We start from the raw sequence: 15,099 nt of genomic DNA on the forward strand, positions 1-15,099 counted from the left end.
TACGGCCCCCGCTGACGATCGGGGGCATCGGATGCCCGAGCAGGACGTCCACGTGGCCGAGGAGCAGGAGAGCTCCAGGAGCGGCTACACCGAGATATCCGTACGGTCCATGCTGCTGCTCGGCGGTATCAGTACCGTCGCCGCCGCGGCCGTCCTGGGCCTCACCCTGCTCGTGGTGCCGGGAGGCGGAAGCGTCTCCTCGCCCGGGTACTCGCCGCCCGGCACGGCATCACCGGACGCACCGGGACCGGTGAACGGCACCGGCCCTGCCGACCCGGCTCAGCCGGTGGGCGTTCCCGCCGTCGCGGGGCTCGACATGGCGTCGGCCGTCAACCGGCTCGCGGTACGGCGCATCCCGCTGGGCGGCGTCATCCGCGTACCGTCGTCCCAGAACGCGGGCCTGATCGTCCGCAGCTACCCGCCGGGCGGAACCGTCGTCTACGGCGGGACACCGGTCACGCTGTACGTGTCGGCCGGAATGGGCGGATCGGTGACGGGAGCCGAGGCCACCGTGCCCTACTTCGTGGGACTGGACCAGCAGCGGGCGCGCGGCACCGCCGTCGCGCTCGGGTTCCGCGTCGTGGTGCGGGGCTCGGGAACGGCCGTCGCCGCGCAGCAGCCCGCGCCGGGCTCGGTCCGGCCCCGGAACGCCACCGTCACGCTGACCCTGGGCTGATGCCTCCCGGCAGGTACAGATGGCGCGGATCCATGTGACGCACTCCACTTCCTGACACGGCAGATAACGTACCGTCATCTCGTTGCATCCGTTGGGGCTCAGGCCTGGGTCCCGCACGCGACAGAGAGGTGACGAGATGGGCACGCCCGCGACCGGACACGCGCGGATCCTGGACGAGGCGGCGGGGGACCTGCTGTTCCGCGCGGCCCGTACCGCCGACTCGTTCACCGGCGAGCCCGTCACCGAAGAGCAGGTCCAGGCCGTCTACGACCTGGTCAAGTGGGGTCCGACCGCGTTCAACGCGCAGCCGCTGCGGCTCCTCCAGGTGCGCTCGGCGCAGGCGCGCGAGCGGCTCGTCGCCCATATGGCCGAGGGCAACAAGGCCAAGACCGCGACCGCCCCGCTGGCCCTGATCGTGACCGCCGACGCCGACTTCCACGAGCACCTGCCGGTGATGTTCCCGAACAAGCCGGGCATCCGGGAGTCGATGGAGGCCGACCCCGCACGCGAGCGCATCGCCCGGCACAACGCCACCATCCAGCTCGGCTACCTCATCGTGGGCATCCGGGCGGCCGGCCTCGCCGCCGGCCCGATGGCCGGCTTCGACGCCGAGGGCCTCAAGAAGGAGTTCCTGGGCGACACCGGCCAGGAGGTCATCGCCGTGGTCAACGTCGGCCGGCCCGGTCCCGACTCCTTCCGCCCGCGCAACCCCCGCCTGGAGTACGACCAGGCCGTCCGCACGGTCTGACGCCTGGCGGCGTCCGCACACCCCCCGATCCCCCCTGGCGCACCGCCGCACGCTCCCCCGCTCGCGGCGGTGCGCCCCGCCCGTACGGAGGCCCGATGAGCCAGGCGGAAACGCGCGCCGAACCCGCGCCGCCCAGCACTCCCGCCGCGCCCGCCCCCGCCGGGCGGCTGCGGCTGATCATCATCCTGGGCGCGCTGACCGCCGTCGCGCCGCTGTCGATCGACATGTACCTGCCCGCTCTGCCCGAGCTGTCGAAGGACCTGTCGACGGGCACCATGCAGGCCCAGCTCACGCTGACGGCCTGCGTCATCGGGCTCGCCCTCGGCCAGGCCATCGCCGGCCCGCTGAGCGACACCTTCGGCCGCCGGCGGCCGCTGCTGATCGGGATCGCCGCGTACGCGGTCGCCTCGCTGCTGTGCGTGCTGGCGCCGACCGTCGAGACGCTCATCGCGCTGCGGCTGGTGCAGGGCGCGACCGGCGCGGCCGGGATCGTGATCGCGCGCGCCATCGTCCGGGACCGCCATGACGGCGTGGCCGCGGCCAAGTTCTTCTCCGCGCTGATGCTGGTCAACGGGCTGGCCCCGATCCTGGCCCCGGTACTGGGCGGCCAGCTGCTGCGGCTGACCCCGTGGCCGGGGGTCTTCGCGGTGCTCGCCGGGATCGGGACGCTGCTGTTCTTCGCCGTGCTGCTCGGGCTGCGCGAGACGCTGCCGCCGGAGGCGCGCGCGACCGGCGGCGTGCGGGCGACATTGACGACGTTCCGCCGGCTGCTGGCCGATCGGATCTTCGTCGGGTACGCGCTGGCGCTCGGGCTGTCCTTCGCCGGGATGTTCACCTACATCTCCGGCTCACCCTTCGTCCTCCAGGGCATCTACGACATGTCCCCCCAGGCCTACAGCCTGGTGTTCGGAGTGAACTCGATCGGCATCGTGGCAGCCGGGCAGGTCGGCGGGTGGCTGGCCGGACGGGTCGCGCTGGAACGGCTGCTGGCCGTCGGACTGGGGATCTCGGCCGTGGGCGGGATCGCGCTGCTGGCCGCCGTGCTCACCGGGGCCGGGCCGGCCGTCGTCCTGCCCGCGCTGTTCCTGGGCGTAACGGCACAGGGGCTGATCCTGCCCAACAGCACGGCGCTGGCGCTGAACGGGCGGGCACCTCGGGTGGCGGGCAGCGCGTCCGCCCTCCTTGGGGTGGCCCAGTTCGGCCTCGGAGGCGCCGCCGCGCCGCTGGCGGGCCTCGCCGGACCGGACACCGCGGTGCCGATGGCGGCCGCGATCGCCGTGCTGGCTATCCTGGCCGCCCTCGCGGTGGCGATCATCGCCCGTCCCGGACGGGTTGCTTCACAGGACTGACGCCCCGTACGGTCGGATGGTGATCGTCAGAATCGGCTACATGCCCGCCGCCGCACCGCCCGACCGGGACGGCTTCACCGCCCTGGTCCAGGGCCTGGAACGCGAGGGCTTCGACTCGCTGTGGGTCTCCGAGCGGCCCACCGGCCCGGCCGGGGACCCCGTCGTCGCGCTCACCTACGCCGCGGCGCTCACCTCCCGGATCAAGCTGGGCACCGCCGTGATGGCCCTGCCGGGCCGGCCGCCCGCGCTGGTCGCCCAGGAGCTGGCCTCCCTGGACCTGCTGTCCGGCGGGCGGCTGCTGCCCGCGTTCGGGCTCGGTGTCCGCAACCCCGGCGACCAGCAGGCGTTCGGCGTCCGGCGGGAGGAGCGCGCGGCCATGCTGGACGAGGCGCTGCCGCTGCTGCGCCGGTTCTGGGCCGGGGACGAGGTCACCCACCACGGCGCCCACTACGACTACGACGGCCTCCGGATCACCCCGCGGCCCGCCAAGGGCGGCTTCGACGTGTGGCTCGGCGGGGCCTCCGAGGCCGAACTGCGCCGTACCGGACGGATCTCCGACGGCTGGCTCGCCTCGTTCACCACCCCCGCCGAGGGCGAGCGCGGCCGGCTGCTGATCCAGGCGGCCGCCGCCGAGGCCGGCCGCGAGATCGAGGAGGAGCACTTCGGCGCGGTCGTCCCGTACCGGCGCGGGCCGCTGAGCCCCGAACTGGAGAAGCGGATCACCGGTGCCGCCCGCCGGGTGCACGGACCGGCCGCACCGGACGACGTCGCCCCGCCCCTGGAGGCGCTGGAGGCCCATCTCAAGCGGCTGGTGGAGGCCGGGCTGTCGAAGTTCGTGCTGATCCCGCTGGGCCCGCCGGAGGACTGGGACACCGAGCTGGCCGCCGTCCGCGACGCCGTCCTGCACCTCCAAAAGGGCTAGCAGGGGCGCAGGGCGGCGAGGACGAAGGCCGAGACCTCCTCGGCCAGTTCCCCGGCCGTCTTGCGGCCGCCCGCGCGGTACCAGTAGGGCATCTGGTTGACCATGCCCAGGGCGACGATCGTGACCGTGTCGGCCGAGGCCTCGGTCGCGAACGTCCCGTCCCGCTGGCCCTGCTCGATCAGCGATCTGAACCGGACGTGGTAGCGGCGCCGGTCGGCCCGTACGGCGTGCATCCGGTCGTGGTCGAGCCGGTACATCTCCCGGGCGAAGACCTTGGCCTCGTCGATGTGGTCGGCGGTGCTCCGGATCAGGCCGGTCACGATCGCCCCCACGGTCTCCCCCGGCGGCCCGCCGGCCGCCAGGATCCGGTCCAGATCGGCCAGCTGCCGCGCGATCAGCGAATGGTAGATCTCGTAGAGCAGATCGTCCTTGGAGTCGAAGTAGTGGTAGAGCGCGCCCTTGGTGACCTCGGCGGCCTCCACGATGTCCTGGACCGGTGTCCCGGCGAAGCCGCGCTCGGCGAACAGCCGTACGGCCGCGTCCAGGATCCGCCGCTCGACCGGGCTGCGCCGTACCGCGGCGGACCGCCCGTCTCCCGCCATGATCGCGGCTCCTCCCACTGACCCCATTGACGCCCGCCCGGCACGGTCATAGCTTGCCAGAAAACCGACCGGTCGGTATGCGCAGAGGAGACCCACCCATGCCCTCAGTCCAAACCGCCCGAGGCCCGGTCGACACCGCCGCCCTCGGCCGGACCTACATGCACGAGCACGTGTTCGTCCTTTCCACCGAGCATGTCCAGAACTACGGCGAGGGCGCCTGGTGGGACGAGGACGAGCGCGTCGCCGACGCGGTCGCCAAGCTCCACCAGCTCGTGGAACGCGGCATCACCACCATCGCCGACCCCACGGTCTGGGGCCTCGGCCGCTACATCCCGCGGATCGAGCGGATCGCCGAGCAAGTCCCCGACCTCAACATCATCGTCGCCACGGGGATCTACACCTACAACGACGTCCCGTTCCAGTTCCACCACCGCGGTCCCGGCACCCTGCTCGGCGGCCCCGACCCGATGATCGCCGACTTCACCCGCGACCTCACCGAGGGCATCGCCGGCACCGGCGTGCGCGCCGCGTTCCTCAAGTGCGCCGTCGACCAGCCCGGGCTCGTCCCCGGGGTCGAGCGGGTGCTGCGCGCCGTCGCCGCCACCCACCGCGAGACCGGTGCCCCCATCACGGTCCACACCGAGAGCTCCATCCACGCGGGCCGCGCCGTGGTCGAGCTGCTCGGCAAGGAGGGCGTCGACCTCGGCAAGGTCGTCATCGGCCACGCCGGCGACAGCAACGACCGCGACTACCTCAAGGAACTGGCCGACACCGGCGCCATCCTCGGCATGGACCGGTTCGGCCTGGACATCATCAACTCCACCGCCGACCGCGTGAGCACCATCGCCGCCCTCTGCGAGGAGGGCTACGCCGACCGGATGGTGCTCAGCCACGACGCCAGCTGCTTCATGGACTGGTTCGGCCCCGATCCCGAGACGCTGCGCGGGATGGCCCCCAACTGGAACTACCGCCACATCAGCGAGGACGTCCTGCCGTCCCTGCGCGCGCTGGGCGTCACCGAGGCCCAGCTCGACCAGATGCTGGTGGAGAATCCCCGGCGGTATTTCTCCGGGTAGTTCTGGAGCGGATTACCGGGGAAGATCGTTCAAAAGTGCGAAACCGTTGTTTCCGGGCACGGGAACGGCCGGAGGAGGCACAGGTTGAACGAGACCCCGGAGCGCCGCGGGTGCGGCGGCTGCCTGCTGATCCTGGCCGTCGTGATCGCGGTGGTCGCCGTGCTGGCCGGCCGTTCGCTGCTGGACGGCCGGTCGGGTCAGGTGCAGTCGGCGCCCGAGACCGTGATCCCGCCCTCCACCCGTTCGACCGAGAAGCCCAGCGGCCGGCGCCCCGGCGTGGTCAACATCGACACCGAGCAGGGCCTGCGCAGCACCAGGGCCGCCGGGACCGGCATCCTGCTGGACGCCTCGGGCCTGGTCCTGACCAACAACCACGTCATCCAGGGCGCCACCGCCATCCGGGGCACCGTCACCGACAACGGCCGCCGCTTCACCGCCGAGGTCCTCGGCTACGACAAGTCCGGCGACATCGCCGTGATCAGGCTGCGCGGCGCCGCCCGCCTCAAGCCCGCCGCCTTCGGCGACTCCACCCGGGTCCAGCTGGGCGACCCGGTCACCGCGGTCGGCAACGAGGGCGGCAAGGGCGGCGATCCCAAGGTCGTCACCGGCAAGGTCACCGCGCTCGACCAGCAGGTCACCGCCACCGACCAGAGCGACGGCAGCTCCGAGCGGCTGGCCGCGATGATCGAGACCGACGCCCCGATCCGTCCCGGCGACTCCGGCGGCCCCCTGCTGAACACCTCGGGCCAGGTCATCGGCATGAACACCGCCGCCTCCGCCGGCTACACGATGAAGATGGAGGGCACCCACCGCGGCTACGCCATCCCCTCCAACCGCGCCCTGAGCGTCGCCCGCCAGATCCAGCAGGGCCGCGCCTCCGACACCGTCCACATCGGCCCCACGGCCATGCTCGGCGTCCAGGTCCGCTCGGTCGGCCCCCGGACCCCCGGCCGGCGCACCCCGCCCCCGGCCACCAGCGGCGCCCTCATCGCCGGGATCCTCCCGGGCACCGCCGCCGAGTCCGCCGGCCTGCGCAAGGGCACGGTCATCATCGCCCTGAACGACCAGCACGTCGACTCCCCCGGCACCCTGACGAACATCCTGCTGCGCTACCACCCCGGCGACACCGTCCGCATCGGCTGGGTCGACCTCGACGGCCGCCGCTTCACCACCCCCATCCACCTGACAGAAGGCCCACCGCAATAGTGCTGGTGGGAGTGGGAGACTGGAGGGGCCCAGCACGAGTACGAGGATGTGGATCATGAGCCGGAAGGCCCCCCGGGACGACTTCGACGACACCGGCCTGCAGGTGTCCCAGCCCAAGGAGTGGGCGGCCGGGGTTCCGGGTGTGACGGCGGCGCTGCGGCAGGCGTACGACCAGATGGGCGTGGGACGGACGGCGCTGACGCTGGCGCGGGTCAACCAGAAGCAGGGGTTCGACTGCCCCGGCTGCGCGTGGCCCGAGCCCGGCAAGCGGCATGTCGCCGAGTTCTGCGAGAACGGCGCCAAGGCCGTCGCCGAGGAGGCCACGACGCGGCGGATCGGCCGGGACTTCTTCGAGCGGCACAGCGTGGCCGAGCTGGCCGAGCGCGGCGACATGTGGCTGGGGCAGCAGGGGCGGCTGACCGAGCCGATGATCAAGCGGGCCGGGGCCGGGCACTACGAGCCGGTGTCCTGGGACGAGGCGTTCGGGCTGCTGGCCACCGAGCTGAACGGCCTGGACTCGCCGGACGAGGCCCTCTTCTACACCTCGGGCCGGACGAGCAACGAGGCCGCGTTCGCGTACCAGCTGTTCGTGCGGGCCTTCGGGACCAACAACCTGCCCGACTGCAGCAACATGTGCCACGAGTCGTCCGGATCGGCGCTGACCGAGACGATCGGCGTCGGCAAGGGGTCGGTGTCGCTGGAGGACCTGCACCAGGCCGACCTGATCTTCGTGGTGGGGCAGAACCCCGGCACCAACCATCCGCGGATGCTGTCGGCGCTGGAGGAGGCCAAGCGGGCCGGGGCCAGGATCGTGGCCGTCAACCCGCTGCCCGAGGCCGGGCTGATGCGGTTCAAGAACCCGCAGCGTCCCGCCGGTGTCGCCGGGCGCGGCACGTCGCTGGCCGACCGGTTCCTGCAGATCCGGCTGAACGGCGACCTGGCCCTGTTCCAGGCGCTCAACCGGCTGCTGATCGAGAAGGACGCGGTCGACCACGCGTTCCTGGACGAGCACACGGCGGGGTACGAGGCGCTCGCCGCCCACCTGCGCGAGCTGGACTGGGACGCGGTGCTGGAGGCGACCGGCCTGTCCCGCGCCGACATCGACGGCACGCTCGCCGACGTGATCGGCGCCGAGCGGATCGTGGTGTGCTGGGCGATGGGACTCACCCAGCACCGCAACTCGGTGCCGACCATCCGCGAGGTCGTCAACTTCCTGCTGCTGCGCGGCAACATCGGCCGTCCCGGCGCGGGCGTGTGCCCCGTACGGGGGCATTCCAACGTGCAGGGCGACCGGACGATGGGGATCTACGAGAAGCCCGCCGCCGCGTTCCTGGACGCGCTGGGCGAGGAGTTCGGGTTCGAGCCGCCGCGCGAGCACGGTCTCGACACGGTCGACGCCATCCGGGCGATGCGGGACGGCACGGCCAAGGTGTTCCTCGGCATGGGCGGCAACTTCGTCCGCGCCACCCCCGACTCGGCGGTGACCGAGGCCGCCATGCGGCGCTGCCGGCTGACCGCGCACGTGTCGACCAAGCTCAACCGCTCGCACGGGGTGACCGGCGAGCAGGCCCTGATCCTGCCGGCGATGGGCCGCACCGAACGCGACGTCCAGGCCTCGGGCCCGCAGATCGTGTCGGTCGAGGACTCGATGGGCATGGTGCACGCCTCCCGCGGACGGCTCGCGCCCGCCGCGCCGGATCTGCTGTCGGAGGTCTCGATCGTGTGCCGGCTGGCCGGCGCGACGCTGGCCGGCTCCACCATCGGCTGGGCGGCGATGGAGCGTGACTACGACGTGATCCGCGACCACGTGTCGCGGGTGGTGCCCGGGTTCGAGCGCTACAACGAGCGGGTCCGCGAGCCCGGCGGGTTCACGCTGCCGCACGCGCCCCGCGACGACCGCAGCTTCCCGACCGCCACCGGCAAGGCCAACCTGACGGTGAACGAGCTGGAGGTGCTGCGCGTCCCCGAGGGGCGGCTGCTGCTGCAGACCGTCCGCAGCCACGACCAGTACAACACCACGATCTACGGGATGGACGACCGCTACCGGGGCATCAAGGCCGGGCGCCGCGTCGTGTTCGTCAACCCCGACGATCTGGCCGCGCTGGGCCTGGCCGACGCCGCCATGGTCGACCTGGTGTCGGAGTGGTCCGACGGCGTCGAACGCCGCGCGCCCGGATTCCGTGTCGTGTCCTACCCGACGGCCCGGGGCTGCGCGGCGGCCTACTTCCCCGAGACCAACGTCCTGGTGCCGCTCGACAGCACCGCCGACATCAGCAACACCCCGACGTCCAAGTCCGTGGTGGTCCGGCTGATCAGTACCGCGAGCCCGTCGTCGGAGGGGGCCGTACGGGATTAGGCTCGGGCCATGACGAATCTCCCCGATCGGGCGGACTCCCCCAAGCCGCAGGAGATGCGGGCGTCCGACACCGACCGCGACCAGGTGGCGCACATCCTGCGCGACGCGGCCGGCGACGGGCGGCTCACCCTGGAGGAGCTCGACGATCGGCTCAGCGCGGTCTACGCGGCCAAGACGTACGCCGAGCTGGCGCCGCTCACCCGCGACCTGCCGGTACCGGGCACGGTCACGCCCGCCCCGTCGTTCTCCCCCGCGACCGGCGGCGCCGACGCCCCCAGCTGGAAGACGGGCGTGGCGATCATGGCCGAGTTCCAGCGGCAGGGCGTGTGGACCGTACCCGAGAAGTTCACCGCGTTCGCGTTCTGGGGCGGCGGCAAGATCGACCTGCGCGAGGCCCGCTTCGCCACCGGCGAGGTGCGCATCCGCGCCTTCGCCATCATGGGCGGCATCGATGTGATCGCCCCCGATGACATGACCGTCCACGTCAAGGGCATCGGGATCATGGGCGGCTTCGACCAGCGCGCCAGCGGCCCGGGCGAGCCGGGCTCGCCGCGCGTGGTGGTGTCGGGCTTCTCCTTCTGGGGCGGCGTGAACGTCAAGCGCAAGGCGCGCAAGGAGCAGCGCAAGCTCCGCAAGGAGCAGCGCAAAGAGCTGGATTAGCTGATCAGGGGTGGGCGGCGGGTCTGCCAGGGGTCGGCTCGCTCGTACGCGGCGGACGCGTTCAGGACGGCCGCGTCCGCGTGGCGCGGGCCGACGATCTGCAGGCCGACCGGGAGGCCTGCGGCGGTGAAGCCGCACGGGACGCTGGCGGCGGGCTGCTGGGTCATGTTGAACGGGTAGGTGAACGGGGTCCAGCTCGTCCAGCGTCCCTCGCCCGGCGATTCGCGGCCGGCCTCGAAGGCGGGGATCGGCATGGTCGGGGTGAGCAGCAGGTCGTACTCCTCGTGGAAGCGGCCCATGACGCGGCCCAGCTCCATCCGGCAGGCGGTGGCGTCGAGGTAGTCGCTCGCCGAGAACGCGGCGCCCTGCTCGCAGATGTCGCGCAGGCCCGGGTCGAGCTCGGCGCGGCGGTCGGCGGGCAGGTGCTGGACGACCTTGGCGGCGCCGGAGAACCACAGCACCTCGAAGGCGGCGACCGGGTCGGCGAAGCCGGGGTCGATCTCCTCCACCTTGGCGCCCAGCTCGCTGAACCTCTCGGCGGCGGCCGCGACGAGCGCGGCGACCTCGGGGTCGACGGAGGCGAAGCCGAGGGTGGGGCTGTACGCGACGCGGAGCCCGGCGACGTCACCGGCGGGGTCGGCGAAGGGCACCGGCGGGGGTGCCAGCGCCGACCAGTCGCGGCTGTCGAAGCCGCAGACGACGTCCATCAGCAGGGCCGCGTCGGCGACCGTCCGGGTCATCGGGCCGACATGGGCGAGCGTGCCGAACGGGCTGGCCGGGAAGTGCGGGATCCGGCCGTAGGTGGGCTTGAGCGCGAAGACGCCGGTGAACGAGGCGGGGATGCGGACCGAGCCGCCGCCGTCGGTGCCGAGCGCCAGCGGCGCCATTCCGGCCGCCACCGCCGAGGCGGCGCCGCCGCTGGAGCCGCCGGGGGTACGGGACGGGTCCCACGGGTTGCGGGTGACGCCGGTGAGCGGCGAGTCGGTGACGCCCTTCCAGGCGTACTCGGGCGTGGTGGTCTTGCCGATCGGGACGGCCCCGTGCTCGTACAGGCGGGCGACCGAGGGCGCGTCGTCGGGCCACGCCTGGCCGGGGCTGATCGTACGGGAGCCGCGCAGCGTGGGGCGGTCCTTGGTGAGCAGGACGTCCTTGATGGAGACGGGCACGCCGTCCAGGAGGCCGGCCGGCTCGCCCCGCCGCCAGCGTTCCGCCGAGGCGCGCGCGGCCTCCAGCGACCACTCGGGATCGATCAGGCAGAACGCGTTGAGGCCGGGGTCGACCCGTTCGATGCGTTCCAGGACGGCCCGGGTGACCTCGACCGGGGACAGCTCCCCGGCGCGGTAGGCATCGAGCAGTTCGGTCGCGGTGAGGTCCGCCATCGCGGTCATCTGTACCCCCTGAAGATCGGTCAGGATGGGGCGGACGCGCCGGAGCTCACGTAGCCCAGGCGCTTGTCGACCACGTTGCGCAGCGGTTCGCCGCGCACCCGCCGGCCGAGGTTGTCGGCGAACAGCCCGACCAGCTCGTCGCGCCAGCCGACCACGTCGCCCGACATGTGCGGGGAGACGATGACGTTCGGCAGGTCCCACAGCGGCGAGGGCTCCGGCAGCGGCTCGTCGACGAAGACGTCCAGGGCGGCGCCCGCGATCGTGCCCGCGCGCAGCGCGGTGACCAGGGCGTCCTCCACGACCAGCTGGCCGCGGCCCACGTTGATCAGCCGGGCGGTGGAGCGCATCGCGGCGAGCGCCGCCGCGTCGATCATGCCCCGGGTGCGGTCGGTGAGCGGGGCGGCCAGCACGGCGTAGTCGGCCGCGGCCAGGGCCTCGTGCAGCCGGTCGTCGGGCAGCACCTCGCCGAGGTCGGGATCGCCGGTACGGGCCGTACGGCCGATTCCGGACACCCGCAGGCCGGCGGCCGTGAGCGCGCGGGCGATGGCGCGGCCGATCGGGCCGGTGCCGACGACCAGCGCGCTCGAGCCGGCCAGCCGCTCGGTCTCGCGGTGCCGCCAGCGGCCCTCGGCCTGGAGGCGCAGCGTGGTGTGCAGGTCCTTGGCGAAGCACAGCACCAGGCCCAGGACGTACTCGGCGATGGGCTGGTCGAAGACGCCGCGCGAGTTGGTGACGACCGTCTCGCCCTCGACCAGCGCCGGGAACAGCAGCCGGTCCACTCCGGCGCTCGCGATGTGCACCCAGGGCGGGCCGCCCTCACGCGGCCAGGCCCCCGGCAGCGCCTCGGACCAGAAGTCGTACACGAACAGCACGTCGGCGCCCGCGAGCGCGCCGGCGAGCTCGTGCTCGCGGACGTAGCGCACCTTGGCGATCCGCTCGATCGGCTCCATGCCCGGCGGCTTGTCGCCGCCCTGCAGTACCACCACTTCTGGCACGGACTCCATGTGCCTCGCTTCCAGGCTCAATTAACGAAGACGCAACGCGTGGGGGCATTGACACGCTAGGAACCCTTCGTAGGATTGTCAACAATCAGCGCGGGCATACCAGCTTCAAGATGACCCCGCTGATCGTGCTGCAAGTCCGTCGCAACCGTTCCACAGGCCAGGGCGGGTCCCAAGGCGCTCTAATCCGACAGAGTCCGCACGGGTGAGCGACGCGTCGCCCACCCCTGTGCCCGGGGAGGCCGGCATGCCCAAGCTCATGACCATCACGCTGGAGCGCCGCGGCGTCTCCTGCGTCGCCGAGCTGCTCGAGAAGGACGCCCCCAGGACCTGCGAGGCGGTCTGGGAGTCGCTGCCGCAGGGCGGCGACGCGTACCACGCCAAGTACGCGCGCAACGAGGTCTACACGATGGTCGAGCGGTTCGCCGCCCACGAGGTGGGGCTGGAGAACCCGACCGTGACCCCCATCCCGGGCGACGTCGTCTACTTCTCCTTCCCCGGCGGGATGCTGGATCGCGGGTTCAAGGAGGAGAAGGGCATCGACGCGCTGCCCGGAGTGATCGACCTGGCGATCTTCTACGGGCGCAATAATCTGCTGCTCAACGGGGATGTCGGGTGGGTGCCCGGCAACGTCTACGCCACGATCGTCGAGGGGCTCGGCCCGATGGCCGAGGCCTGCAACGACGTCTGGCGCTCGGGCGGCGCCGGCGAGCGCCTGGTGTACCGACGGCACGGCGACTGAGCGGCGGCCGGGGATGGCATTCGACCCTCAGCTGATCGTCGGGCCGGAGCTGACGGCCCAGCACGGCATCGGGGTGGTCGCCCCGTTCGACTTCGCGCTCGACCGGGAACTGTGGCGGTGGACGCCGGACGACGTCTCGCTGTTCATGACCCGCCTGCCGTACGTCCCGGTGCCGGTCACGGTGGAGATGGCCTCCGCCCTGGCCGACCACTCCATCGTCCGCCAGGCCACCCGCGACGTGCTCGCCCCCGAGCCGCTGGCGGTCGCCTACGCCTGCACGTCGGGGAGCTTCATCAACGGCGCGCAGGGCGAGCGCGAGCTCAGCCAGGCGATGCTGAAGGCGGGCGCTCCGGCGGCCACGACCAGCTCCGGTGCCCTGGTGGAGTCGCTCGCCCTGCTCGGCATCAGCCGGGTCGCGGTGGTCACGCCCTACATCGACAGCGTCACCGACCGGCTGGTGTCGTTCCTCGGCTCGCACGGCATCGGCGTCGTGTCGTCGGTCGGGATGGGCCTGCTCAACCACATCTGGAAGGTCGGCTACGGCGAGGTGGTCAACGCGGTCTCCGCGGTCGACTGCCCCGAGGCCGAGGCGGTCTTCATCAGCTGCACCAACGTCCCGACGTACGACATCATCGCCCCGCTCGAAAGGATGCTGGGCAAGCCCGTGCTGACCGCTAACCAGGTGACCATGTGCTCCGCGCTGCGGGCGATGGGCTGCCAGGCGGCCGGGGACGGGCAGTGGCTGGTGCAGCTCAGCCGGGCCGATGCCGCCTGAGTCCGCCTGAGGTGGCGCCGCCGTCGCGGGGACGCCGGCGGCGCCACTGTTAGGATTGTCGACAATCTGCCAACGCATGCGGATCGGAACGGAGGGCCGGATGGCGGCCAGCGTGGGATTCCTGTACCCCGGTCACAGCGCCGAGGACGACTATCCGGTGATCGAACGGATCCTCGGTGACGTGCGCCTCCCGGTGGTCCACACGCTCATGCGGGAGGACGCCCACCGGGTGGACGCCCTTCTCGACGTGGGCGGCGCCGACGTCCTGTCCGACGGCGCCCGCAGGCTGCGGGAGCTGGAGGTCACGGCCGCGGTGTGGGCCTGCACGAGCGGCAGCTTCGTCTTCGGCTGGGACGGCGCCGCCGACCAGGTGGCCGGAGTACGGGAGGCCGCCGGGGCGCCCGCGTCGAGCACGTCCTTCGCGTTCGTCAACGCGGCCCGCCATCTCGGTCTGAGCCGGGTGGCGGTCGCGGCGACGTACCCGGCCGACGTGGCCGAACGCTTCGCCGCGTTCCTCGGCCACGCCGGGATCGAGGTGGTCGCGCTGACCTCCCGCGGGATCATCACCGCGGCCGAGGTGGGCACGCTCGGCCGGGACGAGGTCCTGGACTTCGTCGCGGCCAACGACCATCCCGGCGCCGAGGCCGTCCTGGTGCCCGACACCGCGCTGCACACGGTGGCCTGGCTGGACGACCTGGAGGCCCGCCTGGGCAAGCCCGTTCTCACCGCCAACCAGGTGAGCGTCTGGGAGGGCCTGCGGCTGGCGGCGGCGAGCGGCGACGGAGCCGCGAGCGCGCTGCGCGCCCGTCCAGGACTGGGCACACTGTTCGCCACCGAGTTCATGGGGGACGCCGGCGCCGCCGTCCCCGTGCCGTCCGGGCACGCCTCCGCCGAACCGGTGCCGGGTGCGAGGCTACGCACGCTATGAGAGAGGGGCCCTCGATGGGCCGATTGGGTGAGCTGGAACCCGTCCCCCGCAAATCCACCGTGGAGATCGTCTACGACGAGCTCCGTTCCGCGATCATGTACGGCTCGCTGGAGCCCGGCGAGCAGCTGGGCGAGGCCGAGCTGGCCGGCCGGCTCGGCATCAGCCGCGGCCCGCTGCGCGAGGCGATGCAGCGCCTCGTCCAGGAGGGCCTGCTGCACAGCGAGCCGCACCGCGGGCTGTTCGTGATCACCCTGGACCAGGGCGACGTCGAGGACGTCTACCTGGCCCGGCTCGCCATCGAGCGGGCCGCCTGCACGCTGGTCATGGAACGCAACCGCGGCGAGGCCGTGGCCCGGCTCACCGACGCGCTGGACCACCTGGTCGAGGCCGCGCGGCAGCGCGACCGGATCGCGATGAGCGATGCCGACCAGGCGTTCCACGAGGTGCTGGTCAGCGCCTCGGGCAGCCCCCGGCTGGAACGCATGGCGCAGACGCTGCTGGTCGAGACCCGGATGTGCCTGAACGCCCTGCAGGACACCTATCCCGAGCCGGAGGAACTGGTCGAGGAGCACCGCCGCCTCGTCGACGCCATCTCCGACGGCGAGGAGGAGCGGCTGCTGGTGCTCATCGAGGAGCACATGACCGACTCGATCGAACGGCTCGGATAGCG

The 15,099-nt window shown here is 72.5% G+C and carries 15 protein-coding genes; 12 read left to right on the plus strand and 3 right to left on the minus strand.

Annotation, left to right across the window (positions count from 1 at the left end):
* Window positions 1-31: 31 nt before the first annotated feature.
* From ACH34Q_RS00830 to ACH34Q_RS00845, 4 genes are all read left to right on the plus strand, one after another.
* Complete coding sequence (locus ACH34Q_RS00830; protein ID WP_395980711.1) at window positions 32-676, plus strand: PASTA domain-containing protein; 645 nt, start codon at window positions 32-34, stop codon at window positions 674-676.
* A gap of 136 nt (window positions 677-812) precedes the next feature.
* Window positions 813-1,424 carry a malonic semialdehyde reductase gene (locus ACH34Q_RS00835; protein WP_395980712.1) on the plus strand — a complete coding sequence of 204 codons (612 nt, stop codon included), beginning with the start codon at window positions 813-815 and terminating at the stop codon, window positions 1,422-1,424.
* Window positions 1,425-1,519: 95 nt separating this feature from the next.
* Complete coding sequence (locus ACH34Q_RS00840) at window positions 1,520-2,773, plus strand: multidrug effflux MFS transporter (RefSeq protein ID WP_395980713.1); 1,254 nt, start codon at window positions 1,520-1,522, stop codon at window positions 2,771-2,773.
* A gap of 16 nt (window positions 2,774-2,789) precedes the next feature.
* Window positions 2,790-3,695 carry an LLM class flavin-dependent oxidoreductase gene (locus ACH34Q_RS00845; protein WP_395980714.1) on the plus strand — a complete coding sequence of 302 codons (906 nt, stop codon included), beginning with the start codon at window positions 2,790-2,792 and terminating at the stop codon, window positions 3,693-3,695.
* On the opposite strand, the gene ACH34Q_RS00850 is transcribed toward ACH34Q_RS00845, so the two are convergent.
* Window positions 3,692-4,297, minus strand: a complete 606-nt coding sequence (locus ACH34Q_RS00850) for a TetR/AcrR family transcriptional regulator (protein WP_395980715.1) — start codon at window positions 4,295-4,297, stop codon at window positions 3,692-3,694. The genes ACH34Q_RS00845 and ACH34Q_RS00850 overlap by 4 nt on opposite strands.
* A 98-nt stretch (window positions 4,298-4,395) precedes the next feature.
* Here ACH34Q_RS00850 and ACH34Q_RS00855 point away from each other — a divergent pair, with 98 nt between their 5' ends.
* The 4 genes from ACH34Q_RS00855 to ACH34Q_RS00870 all read left to right on the plus strand — a co-directional run bounded on the left by ACH34Q_RS00855 (window position 4,396) and on the right by ACH34Q_RS00870 (window position 9,595).
* Window positions 4,396-5,373: a phosphotriesterase gene (locus ACH34Q_RS00855; protein WP_395980716.1), complete on the plus strand. Its 978-nt coding sequence runs from the start codon at window positions 4,396-4,398 to the stop codon at window positions 5,371-5,373.
* Between the two features lie 84 nt (window positions 5,374-5,457).
* Complete coding sequence (locus tag ACH34Q_RS00860) at window positions 5,458-6,579, plus strand: S1C family serine protease (protein ID WP_395980717.1); 1,122 nt, start codon at window positions 5,458-5,460, stop codon at window positions 6,577-6,579.
* A gap of 55 nt (window positions 6,580-6,634) precedes the next feature.
* Window positions 6,635-8,935: an FdhF/YdeP family oxidoreductase gene (locus tag ACH34Q_RS00865; protein ID WP_395980718.1), complete on the plus strand. Its 2,301-nt coding sequence runs from the start codon at window positions 6,635-6,637 to the stop codon at window positions 8,933-8,935.
* A gap of 9 nt (window positions 8,936-8,944) precedes the next feature.
* The gene (locus ACH34Q_RS00870; protein ID WP_395980719.1) at window positions 8,945-9,595 is read left to right on the plus strand and encodes a DUF1707 domain-containing protein; all 651 of its coding nucleotides are present in this window, start codon (window positions 8,945-8,947) and stop codon (window positions 9,593-9,595) included.
* Here ACH34Q_RS00870 and ACH34Q_RS00875 read toward each other — a convergent pair.
* Entirely contained in the window at window positions 9,592-10,983 is a 1,392-nt protein-coding gene (locus tag ACH34Q_RS00875) for an amidase (RefSeq protein ID WP_395980720.1), read from the minus strand. The two genes, ACH34Q_RS00870 and ACH34Q_RS00875, sit on opposite strands and share 4 nt — an antisense overlap.
* Window positions 10,984-11,003: 20 nt before the next feature.
* Entirely contained in the window at window positions 11,004-11,987 is a 984-nt protein-coding gene (locus ACH34Q_RS00880; protein ID WP_395980721.1) for a D-2-hydroxyacid dehydrogenase, read from the minus strand.
* A 256-nt stretch (window positions 11,988-12,243) separates the two neighbouring features.
* Between ACH34Q_RS00880 and ACH34Q_RS00885 the strand changes: the two genes are divergently transcribed.
* From ACH34Q_RS00885 to ACH34Q_RS00900, 4 genes are all read left to right on the plus strand, one after another.
* On the plus strand, window positions 12,244-12,726 hold the full coding sequence (locus ACH34Q_RS00885; protein ID WP_395981066.1) for a DUF3830 family protein: 483 nt from the start codon (window positions 12,244-12,246) through the stop codon (window positions 12,724-12,726).
* A 13-nt stretch (window positions 12,727-12,739) separates the two neighbouring features.
* Window positions 12,740-13,501 (plus strand): Asp/Glu racemase, encoded by a 762-nt coding sequence (locus tag ACH34Q_RS00890; RefSeq protein WP_395980722.1) that lies wholly within the window; start codon window positions 12,740-12,742, stop codon window positions 13,499-13,501.
* A gap of 76 nt (window positions 13,502-13,577) precedes the next feature.
* Window positions 13,578-14,429, plus strand: coding sequence for a maleate cis-trans isomerase (locus ACH34Q_RS00895; protein ID WP_395980723.1), 852 nt, complete (start codon window positions 13,578-13,580; stop codon window positions 14,427-14,429).
* A 14-nt stretch (window positions 14,430-14,443) separates the two neighbouring features.
* A complete protein-coding gene (locus tag ACH34Q_RS00900) occupies window positions 14,444-15,097 on the plus strand; it encodes a GntR family transcriptional regulator (RefSeq protein WP_395980724.1) in 654 nt (217 codons plus the stop codon).
* Window positions 15,098-15,099 lie beyond the last annotated feature (2 nt).

Source organism: Actinomadura sp. 9N407 (assembly GCF_044326315.1).
Taxonomy (GTDB): Bacteria; Actinomycetota; Actinomycetes; order Streptosporangiales; family Streptosporangiaceae; genus Spirillospora.